Genomic DNA, 13,017 nt, shown 5'->3' with positions numbered 1-13,017 from the left:
TTGTTAAAAAACCTTTCTAAATAACAAAATTAAAAATCTATACATACATAAAATACATACCATATTGATATAAAAATATTAGTTGTTAAATCATATTTTTATTCCATACGTAGAGCGATATTACCAAATTGTTCGCCTTGTTCCATACGATTTAATGCCTGAACTGCTTCTTCTAACGAAAAACTTTTATCCATAATTGGTTTAATTTTATGTTTTTTTATAAACTGAATCATTTCATTAAATTCCTCACGGCTTCCCATAGATGTTCCCATAATATCGATTTGATTATAAAATAATGCACGTAATGGCAATTCAATTTTATCTCCTGAGCTTGCACCAAAATTAACAATTCTTCCATTTGGTTTTAATACATCAAAATATTTTAAGAACGTCGCAGGACCAATACTATCTATAATTAAATCTACTTTTTCTCCTTGCAAGCTCTCTTCCCAATTTCCAGAACTATTAAAAGAACAGTCTGCACCATATTTTTCAGCAATCACTCTTTTGTTCTTTGACCTTGAAGTAACACTTACTTTTGCACCAATTGCTTTCGCAAATAACATGGAAAAGGTTGCCACACCACCGCTTATTCCTGGAATTAAAACATGTTCACCGCACTTCAATCTCCCCTTTGTAAAAAGTGCTCTATATGCAGTTAATGCCGATAATGATAGAACACCGGATTCTTCCCAAGTAAGATATGACGGCTTTTCCACTACATTTTCAGCTGGTACAATTACATATTCAGCAAACGTTCCATCTTTCGGTCCACCTAACACTTCAGGTAACTCTGGCACATTAGCAATACTATCCCATCCAATACTAGGATTAATAATAACCTCGGTATGTAGTGAAATATTTGAAACCCCTTCTCCGATTTCTGTAACAATGCCCGATCCATCTGATCCTATTACTAATGGTATATCCATTTCTTTTCTATTATTTATTATAAATAAGTCTCTATGATTTAACCCTGCAGCTTTTAACTTTACTTTTACTTCACCAGCATTAGGAGTTAATTCAGATAAAATTTTATATTCTAACCCCTCTAAGCCTTTTTTATATTGATGTATAATTGCTTTCATTGTTTCATTCCCCCTTAATATTTTTAATGTACTAGAAACATCGAAATAAATAAAACAATCTGTCTCCAATAAATAGAAAGAAAGTATATTTTTATGACAAAACAGAAAATCCTTCCTTTTAAAAAGCAAAAGAAGGATTTATCAGTACTATTGTCAAAACTATTTAGATAAAAAACTGTAAATTTAACTTTAATTAATTCTAGCCAATTCTATTATATTTCGAATAAATGGCGCTTTTGCATTTGTATACGACACACGATCAAAAGGATATGTAGCTGCAAGCCCCTCTTTTAGTTCTCTATATTCTTTACGTGCCCATTCATGTTTTTTTAGAAAGTCTCGAAACAAAAGATTATTTCTCCATTCCTCGCTATTATAAATATAAACATGCAAATGATGAGTACCCGCTCTCCATTTCCCCTTTCTGAAAAACCGCCAACTTGGTGTTTCTTTTGGGACATACTCATATCCAATTTTCGAAAGGATATGAGTCCACTTTTCGGTAATTTGTAAATCCGTTACGCCAATCATCATATCAATAAGAGGTTTAGCGCCTAACCCTTCTACGGCAGTGCTTCCTATATGTTCAATAGCAACGATTTCTTCCCCTAATAAAGAATTAAATTTGTATCTTTCCTTTAAGTATTCTTCATGCCAGTCTTTTTGATAGGATTTTATAATAATTTTTTGATCCATTTTATTTGCCTCCTAAAAAGCTTTTATCATTATATTTATAAAATTGCATGTTATTAATATAGGATTTTCACAAAATATGTCGAATATTAAAACATACAACTTTATTATAATAAATGCGAGGTACATTATGAAAGATATTCCAGTTGAAATTCAGTTGAATCAAGTAACATTACAATTAAAAGAGCATCATAATTTTGATTGGCTTTTGAAATTAGGAACTGTATTTGCCGTTTTTGACCAGCAAGATTCGGGTAATATATGTTTTGGTGTAGAAAAGGATGGTCATAAGAAATTTATTAAATATGCAGGGGCACAAGCAATTGCATATAATGGAACTCCAGAGGCCGCTATTGAAACATTAATAAAATCAGTTTCCCTTTACGATGAATTAAAACACGAATCACTAATAACTTTAATTGAACACTTTCCAGTACAAAATGGATATGTTTTAATATTTGATTGGTTTGATGGGGAATCGCTTCACCCGCATTGGAGTTTCCCACCTCCTGAGAAATATAAAAATCCAAACTCTCCATTTTATAAATTTAGACATTTAACTGTTGTGGAACGAATTTATTCATTGAATGCCATTTTTTCTTTCCATGCTCATGTAGAACAGAAAAACTATGTAGCTATAGATTTTTATGACGGTAGTATTTTATATAATTTTAGTACAAATGAGACGAAGATTTGTGATATTGATTTATACTCTATAAAACCATACATAAATAAAATGGGAAGACTATGGGGTTCCTCTCGTTTTATGTCTCCTGAAGAATTTGAGTTAAACGCTATAATTGATGAAAAAACAAATGTATTTAATATGGGCGCGGTAGCTTTCGTACTTTTAGGTGGTGAACAAGATCGTTCCTTTATAAAATGGGATGCAAGTAAAGAATTATATGAGGTTGCCTCTCGTGCTGTAAATGAAAACCGTGCAGAACGGTATACATCAGTAAAAGAATTTTATGAAGCATGGTTAAAAGTATCTCGTGCTAAAATGATATAAACTCTATATTTTTAAAACAAATATAGAGTTTATACTTTTATCATGTATAATACATATGAAATGGAAATTCAGAATAACGAGGCTAATATTATGGACTTTGTTTATATTAATCAAAATGTATTAAATAATCTTCTTTACATTTTAAGTAGTATATTTATTTTTTATTTTATATATGATAGTGGGCGCTATTTGAAGAAACATAAAAAACTGCTTATTATTCTTTGTACGAGTATCCCACTTATTTTATGTATGCGATACCCTATCTATATGGATGAAAGTTGTATTCATGATTTAAGACAAATCCCAGTAATAATAGGTACACTTTATGGTGGATTCCCTGTCGGCATTATATTGTTTACTATTTTATTAATTACAAGAGTTTTATTTTATGGATTTAACATGTTAACAGTTATCGTTTATGGCACAATGTTCATCATAACAGCATTCGCATCTACAAAATTTAATAGATACAATAGAAAGGTTAAAGTAGCTTTTGCTATGTTTTTAACTTTTTTCCTAGCAATATTTACAACTGTGATTGTACTAACATTATCAGAATTTGAAGTAAATAATTTATATATTATTTATTTCATATTATTACCGACTACTTTAATGTTATTTATTGTTTATTTTAATGAAGTTTTAAAAGATGCAGTATTTATGCGCTCAAAATTAATTAAAATGGAAAAGATGGAGATCGTTAGTCAACTTGCTGCTAGTATATCGCACGAAGTAAGAAATCCCTTAACTGTCGTAAAGGGATTTACACAACTTTTAAAAACACCAAATTTATCTCCTGAATCAAGGGACGAATACATTGAACATATACTTGAAGAATTAAATCGTGCGCAAGAGATTATTGATGACTATTTAACGTTTGCTAAACCAGCACCAGAAAAACTAGATCATATTTCAATAGACCAAGAGTTAAATCGAGCTATTAATATGATATTGCCATTATGTAATATGAATACGATACATATTACAAAAGATTTCTCAAAGGCAACCATTGTTGGTAATAAACAACACTTTCAACAATGTTTTTTAAACTTAATAAAAAATAGTATTGAAGCAATGCCTAATGGTGGTACCTTAAATATATCCTCCACTATAAGCAATAATAAAGTTATAATACGAATTGAAGATAGCGGAATTGGAATGTCACAAGAGCAAATTAACAGGTTTGGCGAACCTTATTTTAGTACAAAATCAAAAGGTACTGGTTTAGGTACGATGGTTGCTGTTAAAATTATTGAAACGATGCATGGTAATTTAAAAATCCAAAGTACCGTTAGTAAAGGAACGGCTTTAACGATTACATTCCCAAAAGATAAAAATATATAACAAAGAAAAAAGGAGCATAATAGCTCCTTTTTTCTTTGTCTCGATACATAAGTATCTTCTATGTTTTTTAAGTTTACATTTGTGAAGACTAATTAAAAATTAGTATCCTCCGCCCCAACAGCTGCATCCTACAATTATTAATAAAATGAATAACACAACTAATAAAGCGAAACCTCCACCAAAACCACAAGAACCACCGTAACTCATATTTTTTCCTCCTTTTGGTTTGAAAACTAATAGGTAGTTGATCATTTTAACTGGTTCGTATTATACATTATGTATATATCCCTTTTTTGAGCATGTCTACTTAAAAATAAGTAAAAGCACTCGATTGCGAGTGCTTTAAAATGGATACCAAAAGTTTTGAAATACAGTTAGTTTTAAATATACTGCAACCATTAAAATAAAAACACCTGTAAATAAAGCAATGAAATCACCACTTTCCGCTTTACTTGTATAGAACCACGTACGTTTATCCTTCTTTCCAAACCCTCTTAAATCCATTGCATTTGAAACGGTATCGATTCTTTCTAAAGAATGAGTGATTAGCGGCCAGAAAATTAAAATACGGTTTTTCATACGAATCCATAAGTTCGCTTCTCCTTTTTCAAAAGCTACTCCTCTCGCTTCTTGCGCATGTTTAATAATTTGATATTCGGACTGAATATCAGGTATATAACGTAGTGCAATATTTATTGCATATGTAATCTTATAATGAATACCAAGTTTACTTAAGCCACTTACAAATTCACTTGGATCTGTCGTGTAAATAAAGATAAGTGTAAATGGTAACAACGTAAAATATTTTAATGAAAGTGTAACTGCATAAAATAATGTTTCATATGTAATTGTTGCATAACCAATATGTAAAAACGAAGTATACGATCCAGTTAATTCAGATCCATGAGTCGGTGTAATTAATAAAATCATAACCGTGTTTAATAAACTAAATGTAAATATAACAGTAAAAATAAGTAAAATTTTACGAAGTGGAATTTTAGCAAGTAAGAGTCCGATACATCCAAACATAAATAAAATTAGTAATATGCGAAAATCAAAAAACATAAAAGTAAGCGTCATAGAAAATATAAACAAAACTAATTTCACAGCCCCATCCATACGACGAAAATATGTATTATGCATTTTCCTCCCTCCTACTAACATTGCAATAAAGTTCCATAAACTTTTCTGGACATGAAATTTCACTAAATGTAACAAGCTCGAATAAAGAACTCTCTCTTAGATTGGCTCTTTGTAACGTTTCTTTATGTCCTAATACAGTAGTTGCAGTATTATCCGCAATGATTTCTCCCTCATGTAGAACTACCGCTCGGTCTGCATATTCTAATGCTAGATTCATATCGTGTGTTATAAAAATAAAGGATATTCCCTTTTTAGCCAGGTTTCTAATAAATGACATAAACTGTTTATAATGATAATAATCTTGTCCAGCCGTCGGTTCATCTAATATGATAAGTTTAGGATTTGTTGTTAATACAGATGCGATAGTTAATCTCTTTTTCTGCCCATAGCTTAATGCCTGAATTGGCCAATTACGAAATGGATATAAACCACAGATTTTTAATGATTCTTCAGCTCTATAGTTAACTTCTTCCTTAGGAAACTTTTTTAATTTTAATGTGAATGAAACCTCTTCTAAAACAGTAGGTTGTGTAATCATATGATTTGGATTTTGCATCACATAAGAGATCATCTCCCCACGCTTACGAATAGACCAAGAACTAATATTTTCTCCATCTAATAAAATCCCTGCATTACTTGTTTTATTTATACCAATAAGACTGTGAGCTAATGTTGATTTTCCAGCTCCATTGTGTCCTAAAAGAGCGATAAGTTCTCCTTTACTTATCGAAAAGTTTATATTTTCCAATACTCTTTGTCTATTAGGATAGGAAAATGATAAATTCTCTACTCTTAATAATTCTTTATTTTTAGTAGCATCTTTTAAAAAAACTTGCTTCTGCATCCATTCTTTTAAAACGCCACTAATTTTTTCCTTTTGAATTTTTTCCAGTGGATATATTACGGCATTATTACTATCAAAATGTAATCTCTTTAATGCTTCAATATAAATCGGCTCCCTTAAGCCAATACGAGGCAATATATTTGATGCTAATATTTCTTCCGGAGTCCCTACCGTAATGACTTTACCTTCATCAATTAAAATCATTTTATCTAAATCCAATTTTAATATTTCTTCTATTCGATGTTCAATAATTACAATTGTTTTATTAGTTTGTGCATGTATATCTTTCATAAGTTCTATCGTATGTATGGCGCTTAGCGGATCTAAGTTTGCTAAAGGTTCATCGAACAATAATATATCCGCATTTGTTGTTAAGAGACCTGCAAGAGAAACCGTTTGTTTTTGTCCTCCTGATAATTCATGCGGACTTTGTTTACGAAAAGTATGCATCTTTACCTTTGTTAATGAGTCTGCAACACTCTTTTTCATATCATCTTGATTTACACATTCATTTTCTAAATAAAAAGCGACATCTTCTTCTACTGTAAGGCCAATAAACTGAGCATCTTGATCTTGTAATATTGTTCCTACATGCTTACTCTGTTCAAAAATACTGCCTTTCCTCGGGTCTTTACCAGCAATTAATACGTTACCAGTACTAATCCCTTCATACGAAAATGGGATTAGCCCATTAATACAATGAGCTAATGTCGACTTCCCAGAACCGCTTCGTCCAGCAATTAGTACTTTTTCTCCAGGGTTGATATGAAATGTAATATCTTTCAAAGTAGGCTGCGCAGCATGCTTATATTGAAAGCTGAATTCTTCAAACGAAATAATTGGTTGCATGTTAACATCCCTACTTTTCAATTTTTAAATGTGTATGTTTTTTATTCGATTTTGCTAGGCCAATTGTAATCGGTAATCCAAGAACTAAGAAAACAATAACATCAGCAATGGTTGCCCCTAATACTTGTATAACAATTTTGTCAAACGGTTCTCCCATCACGATAATATCGAATACCCCAGCAAATATAATAGCAATGACAATACCTACTAAACCAGTAATTGCTAAATAAGAAATATCTCCCTTACTAAACGACCCATTTTTCACATTAAACCCACCTCTTTTTTGAATGAGCCCCATCGCAAAACCAATAATTCCTGAGCTCAGAACCCAGCCCCACCAAATCCCCCCACCAGAGATCGTATCTGTTACGGTATGACCGATAAGTCCTATTAACAGTCCTGCTACTGGACCAAATAACGCTCCAAAAATGGTTAATATAGCTAATCCAGGTTTAATAAATGTATTTGGTGCAATAGTAAATCCCCAAAGTCCTAATATCCCATATAAAGCTGCTCCGATTCCGATTGCTACTACTAACTTTGTTGATAATTTGTTCATTTCAATTCTCCTCTCAAATTAGTCAGCTTTCATTACTCTATATTTATTTTAATAATGAATTATGCATCGACACTCCCTTTCTATACAACAAAAAATGACCTCTTACATAAGAGGTCATTTTCTTTCACGTGCAAGAATCCTCTTATCTTTCAAAAAACACATCGTGTCCTCTGCGGAATTAGCACCTTCCTATGAATGCACATAGGGGTTGCTGAGGTTTCTTAGGGCCGTTCCCTCCACCTCTCTGGATAAGTATTAATTTGTAATTCGTATTATGGCACTAAGAAAGATAAATTTCAACACTTTTCTAATTATTTTTATTTTTTATTAAATAGTGTATTTAAATCATTGTATTCTTATCGGAATTATGAAATAATGGATTCGAAATTGTTACAAGGGGGAATGTATGATGAAAGTAATTGGTTTAATTGGTGGGTTAAGCTGGGAATCTACATCACTATACTATAAACATATTAATACGCTAACACTCTCTCAATACGATCAAAATGCGAAGCTCGTTTTATATAGTATGGATTTTGGAGAAGTAACTACTTTATTACAAAACCATCAATATGAAGAAGTAAAAAACGAATTAGTCACAGTTGCTAAAAAGGTTGAAAAGTCCGGGGCGGAATGTTTATTAATGTGTTCAAATACAGTCCATTTATTTGCTGAGGAAGTAGAACAAGCAATATCAATTCCACTTCTTCATATCGGTGATGTAAGTGCTAAAGAAATGGTAGAACAGAATATAAAACGTATCGGACTATTAGGAACGAAACAAACGATGGAACAAGATTTTTATACATCGCGACTAGCAAAATATAACATTGAGACACTTATCCCAAATGACGAAGAAAGAACTTTTATCCATCACGTCATATTAAACGAATTAAGTAGAGGCATTATTTCAGAAACTTCAAGAGAGAAACTAATACAAATTACCAATTCATTAATTCAAAACGGTGCGGAAGGTATATTACTAGGCTGTACTGAAATACCATTACTTATTTCCCAAAATGACCTTACTGTTCCTGTTTTTGATACTGCTTTTTTACATGCAAATACTGCTGTACAATTTGCTGGATAATAATATACAAGCATAAAGGTAGAGCCTCTATGCTTGTATATTGTCCGAACTATTTATTTAAAAGAGCATCAATAACTGCAATGGCTCTTTTGGAACCACCACACCCTAAAAAACTTTCATTCAGTTTTCGAATGCCATGTTTATACTTTTCATTTGAAAGAACGTCTGTTACCGCCTCTTTTAAAGTTTGCACATTAACATGCTCTTTCAATAATCTATGTGCTGCCTCAAGTTCAGTTAATCTTTGCGCTATCATTGGTTGATCTTTATCATGCGGTATTATCACAAATGGGACATTGTAATGAATTGCATCGTGTACACTATTCATTCCACCATGTGTAATAAAAACATTTGCTTCACTTAATATTTCTGATTGAGGTACGTAAGGGGATATAATAAAATTGTCTGGAGCTTGCTTAATTTTTGAAATATCATTTCTATCACCGATCGCCATTACTACAATCCCTTCGAAATTTGAAAAAGCATCAATACAAGTATTAAAGAATGGTTCGAGCCCTTCAAGAAGTGTTCCCATTGAAATATAAATAACTTTCTTTTTTGAAAGCAATTCAAGTGGAAACTTTATATTTGTTTTGCGCTTTATCATACTCGGCCCAATAAAAACATTCTTTTCTCCGAACGAATCGCTATTAGGTTGAAAATAACGACTTGTATACACGAGACTAATGTCTCCCTTATTTTGCATAAATTGAAGATGATTTTTGGGCTTTACTCCAAATTCATGTTCCATTTGATACAGTAACTTTTCAGAGAGTTCATCGGGTTGGAATTGTTTTTCTGCATTTGGATGAAAAGGCAAGGTTTCCAATACTTCTGGTGGAATTAAAAATATAGGAGAGGAAACTATGCCTGGAACTTGTAAATATTCCTTTACTAACTCTCCGGCACCAAATATATCATAAACTACGAAATCAAAATTTATGCTTTTACATAATTCTTTCGTAATTTCTAATATATATAAAGAAGTTTGAACATGTACATGAAAGAAAGTTGTTAATCCATAGGAAGTTTCATTATCAATAGAAATCTCCTTTAATAAATCCGGATGAGTATGTACAATAGCTCCCAAAACTTCAAGCCTTTCCTTAAAGTTTTCCGTTGTAATATAGTGTACCTTATCTCCTCTTTCAGTAAAAGCCTTTACTAAACTTAATGTAGGATTTACATGTCCCTCTGCAGGAAAATTAACTATTAAAATATTCAACACGTATTTCTCACTCCTTACAATTCAATGTTCTTATTAATCGTACTGTAATTATTACAAGCAATCTTCCCCTAATAGTCCCAATTTGCTTACTACTTTAGGTTGATAAATAATTATTATTCATCGGAAAAGGCATCTACATAAGTAGATGCCTAACTGTGATAAGGAGTGTTCTGTGAGGTTAGGATAAGCTTTTCTGCTTGTCCTATGCTATCAATATATGAATTATTTTATAAAACGTGAATAGTTAATAGAATTATTTTAACCATTTTATTTGATCAAATGGATAATATACCATTTTTACTTTACCTATTATATTTGACTCATCAATTAGTCCAAGCGTATTCCTACTATCTTTACTATGATTTCGATTATCACCTAACACAAATAATTTATGCGTGGGAACTTTCATTTCTCTAAAGTTTGAAAAACGATTTGATACTTGTGACATATCTAACTGTATATACAACTCATCTCGTTTTTTGCCGTTAATATATACCACATCGTTTCTTACTTGTACGTTATCCCCTGGTAATCCAATAATTCGTTTCACGTAGTATGTAGGCTCGTCTTCTTTTTTTATTATTACAACATCACCATGATGAAAAGAAGAAAAATAGATACTAGCCTTATTAACTAGTATTCGATTATTTTCATTCAAAGTAGGTTGCATTGAAATTCCTTCTACCATACAAAATAAAAATGACTTATTAATAAAAAGAATGCCTATTATAATTAAAATATAGCTGCATATTTTTCTCCAATCTTTTAGAATTAATTGCTTCATATATACCTCATTTCTAACCTATTCGTATGTAAAAACGCCTCTAGTTCATATAAATGCTAGAGACGTTTCGTATATATTAATTCTCTTTAGAGTCATAAGTTTTTGGTGCTTCGCCAGTTAATCGCTTATTTTTCAAATCAAAATAAGCATCTAAAACTTCTTTCCCAATATCAGAGTTAATACCCGACTTATCATTTATAACCCATGGTACTACAACGGAAAATGCTACTTCTGGATCATCATATGGCGCATATCCTGCTAATGTTAAATTATAGCATTCTCTACGATCGCCTTTCTCATTTCTCCCAATATCACTTTCTCCACCGTATACAGTCTGTGCAGTTCCTGTTTTGCCAGCTGGTTTATACGGTGCTTTTTGGAACGCCCTTACTCCCGTTCCATCCCCTTCTTGGAATACTCTTCTAAACCCTTCTTTTACTTGATTGATATATTCTTCTTTCATATCAATTCTATTTAAAACAACAGGTTCTATTGCATGCATCACTTTACCGATTTCATCCTTTTGAGCGGTTTGTTCTCTAATCTCTTGAACAATTTGTGGTTTCATTCGATAACCGCCGTTTGCGATAGTCGAAATATACTGTACAAGCTGAAGTGGTGTATACGTATCATACTGTCCAATCGAGTAGTCTAGTAAGAAACCAGGTTGATTATCTTTTTTACCAATTTGTCCAGCTGTTTCGTTCGGTAAATCAATACCAGTTGGAACACCTAATCCAAATTGCCTGAAATAATATCTCATTTTATCAAAATATTCCTGTTTAATATTTAACGAACTATTTTTCACATAATCTACACCTGCAATTTTCAATGCTGTATTAAACATATAAACGTTTGAAGAAACTTGTAACGCCCTTAGATCATCAATATTTCCGAACTCTTTCCAAGACTTTTTTTCCTTAGTTCCTTTAAACTTCATTGGTGCATCATAAAAATATGTACCTGGTGTTATAGCTTTCGTTTCAAATCCTGTTAATACTGTTGCACCTTTAACAGTTGATCCAAGCTCATATGAACTTGTCATCGTACCTAAAGCATAATCTTCTACTTCCGTTTTTCCGTCTTTTTCTATAAGCTTTTTCCCAGCCATTGATAATACTTGGCCGTTTTTCGGATTCATCATTACAACGAAAGCACGGTCTAACATTGATTCTGAACCTTTATATGCCTTTAATATTTTTTCTATGCTCTCTTCAACTTTTTTCTGTAATTCCATATCAATTGTTAACGTTAAATTTTTCCCACTTTTCCCCTCAGAAACTGTTTCCATTCTCATTGTATTTCCTTGCTTATCAGCTACACTTCTCACTTCTTTTTTCGAGCCGTGAAGCACATCCTCGTATTGCTGCTCAATGTAACTTTTCCCTATCCTGTCATTTCGGCTATAATCACGCACTAAATAATAATCTAATCGTTCACGTGGCAATCCTTCATCAGCATTCGAAACGTTTCCAAGGACTGAACGAAATAAGCCATCATTTACATAGTGTCTCTCCCAATCAACCGATGCGTCTACCCCTGAAAGATTTCCTAAATTTTCACTAACTTTTGCATATTCCTTTTCACTCACATCTTTTTTAATAATTTGAGGAGTCATTTGGTAACCTGCAGTCATTTTACTTTTAATAGCTAACACTTTTATATCTTGAGCTGTTAACTCTTGAAGATTTTTATCTGTAACACGCTTTCTTCTTAAATCTTCTATTTTCTTATCTAGGTCTTTACCCGTAATATCTTTTTCCCTAAACTTGTCTATTTCTTTTTTTGATATTAAATTTTGTGCGAGTTTTGGATTTAATTGCATCCAAAAATCTTTCTTATCCGTCTCAGTTAACTTGTCTATATCTTCTTGCGGCATTTCAATTATTTCCTCAAGTTGTCTTGCAGTTTTTAGTATATCTTCTGATTTTACACCTTTCACCTTTGTATACGTAATCGTGCGTAAAGACTTATTATCAACAACTGGATTCCCTTCTCGATCAAATATTTTCCCACGCGGGACGGAAAGACTTACAGTTGCATTTTCTCTCTTCTCTACTTCATTTTTATATGTCTCTCCATCGACAATTTGTACTTTACCTAACTGTATAATCATGGCAGAAAATAATAAAAATACACAAAAGAATAAAATATTTAAGCGCATCGGTATTGCTCTACCACTCTTTTTCTCTTTCTTTTTCACCTCGTCATAATCTCCTCCTTACAACATTTTTAATACTTTTACGCTTTCTATATTAAAAGTAATGTACAATTTCCACACATTACTTTGTACGCATATAAATATAACGTTCAAAACTTAATAGAAATTAAAACAAACATAAAGAAAAGGTAAAGTTTACTAAATTAAATATAAAAATACCCA

The 13,017-nt window shown here is 31.9% G+C and carries 12 protein-coding genes and 1 riboswitch; of the genes, 3 read left to right on the top strand and 9 right to left on the bottom strand.

Going from position 1 to position 13,017, the window contains the following annotated elements:
- Nucleotides 1-98: 98 nt before the first annotated feature.
- Nucleotides 99-1,088, bottom strand: a complete 990-nt coding sequence (locus tag JDS95_RS22240; protein WP_085450225.1) for a zinc-binding dehydrogenase — start codon at nt 1,086-1,088, stop codon at nt 99-101.
- A 189-nt stretch (nt 1,089-1,277) separates the two neighbouring features.
- Nucleotides 1,278-1,784, bottom strand: coding sequence for a GrpB family protein (locus JDS95_RS22235; protein WP_085450224.1), 507 nt, complete (start codon nt 1,782-1,784; stop codon nt 1,278-1,280).
- Between the two features lie 127 nt (nt 1,785-1,911).
- Here JDS95_RS22235 and JDS95_RS22230 point away from each other — a divergent pair, with 127 nt between their 5' ends.
- A complete protein-coding gene (locus JDS95_RS22230; RefSeq protein ID WP_144467130.1) occupies nt 1,912-2,793 on the top strand; it encodes a serine/threonine-protein kinase in 882 nt (293 codons plus the stop codon).
- 42 nt (nt 2,794-2,835) lie between these two features.
- A complete protein-coding gene (locus JDS95_RS22225; protein WP_139823489.1) occupies nt 2,836-4,137 on the top strand; it encodes a sensor histidine kinase in 1,302 nt (433 codons plus the stop codon).
- Nucleotides 4,138-4,236: 99 nt separating this feature from the next.
- On the opposite strand, the gene JDS95_RS22220 is transcribed toward JDS95_RS22225, so the two are convergent.
- The 4 genes from JDS95_RS22220 to JDS95_RS22205 form a co-directional block, all read right to left on the bottom strand.
- A complete protein-coding gene (locus JDS95_RS22220; protein ID WP_000120182.1) occupies nt 4,237-4,344 on the bottom strand; it encodes a YjcZ family sporulation protein in 108 nt (35 codons plus the stop codon).
- Nucleotides 4,345-4,479: 135 nt separating this feature from the next.
- On the bottom strand, nt 4,480-5,280 hold the full coding sequence (locus tag JDS95_RS22215; RefSeq protein ID WP_199690793.1) for an energy-coupling factor transporter transmembrane component T family protein: 801 nt from the start codon (nt 5,278-5,280) through the stop codon (nt 4,480-4,482).
- Complete coding sequence (locus JDS95_RS22210) at nt 5,273-6,973, bottom strand: ABC transporter ATP-binding protein (RefSeq protein WP_016108520.1); 1,701 nt, start codon at nt 6,971-6,973, stop codon at nt 5,273-5,275. Before JDS95_RS22210 ends, JDS95_RS22215 begins: the two co-directional genes overlap by 8 nt.
- Nucleotides 6,974-6,983: 10 nt before the next feature.
- Nucleotides 6,984-7,532, bottom strand: a complete 549-nt coding sequence (locus JDS95_RS22205; protein ID WP_001038218.1) for an ECF-type riboflavin transporter substrate-binding protein — start codon at nt 7,530-7,532, stop codon at nt 6,984-6,986.
- A gap of 139 nt (nt 7,533-7,671) precedes the next feature.
- Nucleotides 7,672-7,787: riboswitch (SAM riboswitch) on the bottom strand.
- Between the two features lie 151 nt (nt 7,788-7,938).
- Between JDS95_RS22205 and JDS95_RS22200 the strand changes: the two genes are divergently transcribed.
- Entirely contained in the window at nt 7,939-8,622 is a 684-nt protein-coding gene (locus tag JDS95_RS22200) for an aspartate/glutamate racemase family protein (protein WP_002048228.1), read from the top strand.
- A 49-nt stretch (nt 8,623-8,671) separates the two neighbouring features.
- Here JDS95_RS22200 and JDS95_RS22195 read toward each other — a convergent pair whose 3' ends face one another.
- The 3 genes from JDS95_RS22195 to JDS95_RS22185 all read right to left on the bottom strand — a co-directional run bounded on the left by JDS95_RS22195 (nt 8,672) and on the right by JDS95_RS22185 (nt 12,837).
- Nucleotides 8,672-9,850: a macrolide family glycosyltransferase gene (locus JDS95_RS22195; protein ID WP_000932110.1), complete on the bottom strand. Its 1,179-nt coding sequence runs from the start codon at nt 9,848-9,850 to the stop codon at nt 8,672-8,674.
- A gap of 253 nt (nt 9,851-10,103) precedes the next feature.
- Nucleotides 10,104-10,634: a signal peptidase I gene (gene lepB, locus JDS95_RS22190; protein WP_000811461.1), complete on the bottom strand. Its 531-nt coding sequence runs from the start codon at nt 10,632-10,634 to the stop codon at nt 10,104-10,106.
- A gap of 76 nt (nt 10,635-10,710) precedes the next feature.
- Nucleotides 10,711-12,837 carry a peptidoglycan D,D-transpeptidase FtsI family protein gene (locus JDS95_RS22185; protein WP_085450217.1) on the bottom strand — a complete coding sequence of 709 codons (2,127 nt, stop codon included), beginning with the start codon at nt 12,835-12,837 and terminating at the stop codon, nt 10,711-10,713.
- Nucleotides 12,838-13,017: the final 180 nt, after the last annotated feature.

Origin of the sequence: Bacillus cereus group sp. N24 (genome assembly GCF_016483345.1) — a bacterium.
GTDB lineage: Bacteria > Bacillota > Bacilli > Bacillales > Bacillaceae_G > Bacillus_A > Bacillus_A toyonensis.
The sequence above is the reverse complement of the archived record's forward strand: the minus strand, read 5'-3'. Positions and strand labels throughout refer to the sequence as shown.

Excerpts from the sequence above, each read along its gene's own strand:
- JDS95_RS22205 (WP_001038218.1), bottom strand. The coding sequence starts at position 7,532 with ATGAACAAATTATCAACAAAGTTAGTAGTAGCAATCGGAATCGGAGCA.
- JDS95_RS22235 (WP_085450224.1), bottom strand. The coding sequence starts at position 1,784 with ATGGATCAAAAAATTATTATAAAATCCTATCAAAAAGACTGGCATGAA.
- JDS95_RS22215 (WP_199690793.1), bottom strand. The coding sequence starts at position 5,280 with ATGCATAATACATATTTTCGTCGTATGGATGGGGCTGTGAAATTAGTT.
- JDS95_RS22240 (WP_085450225.1), bottom strand. The coding sequence starts at position 1,088 with ATGAAAGCAATTATACATCAATATAAAAAAGGCTTAGAGGGGTTAGAA.
- JDS95_RS22230 (WP_144467130.1), top strand. The coding sequence starts at position 1,912 with ATGAAAGATATTCCAGTTGAAATTCAGTTGAATCAAGTAACATTACAA.
- lepB (WP_000811461.1), bottom strand. The coding sequence starts at position 10,634 with ATGAAGCAATTAATTCTAAAAGATTGGAGAAAAATATGCAGCTATATT.
- JDS95_RS22210 (WP_016108520.1), bottom strand. The coding sequence starts at position 6,973 with ATGCAACCAATTATTTCGTTTGAAGAATTCAGCTTTCAATATAAGCAT.
- JDS95_RS22220 (WP_000120182.1), bottom strand. The coding sequence starts at position 4,344 with ATGAGTTACGGTGGTTCTTGTGGTTTTGGTGGAGGTTTCGCTTTATTA.
- JDS95_RS22200 (WP_002048228.1), top strand. The coding sequence starts at position 7,939 with ATGATGAAAGTAATTGGTTTAATTGGTGGGTTAAGCTGGGAATCTACA.
- JDS95_RS22225 (WP_139823489.1), top strand. The coding sequence starts at position 2,836 with ATGTATAATACATATGAAATGGAAATTCAGAATAACGAGGCTAATATT.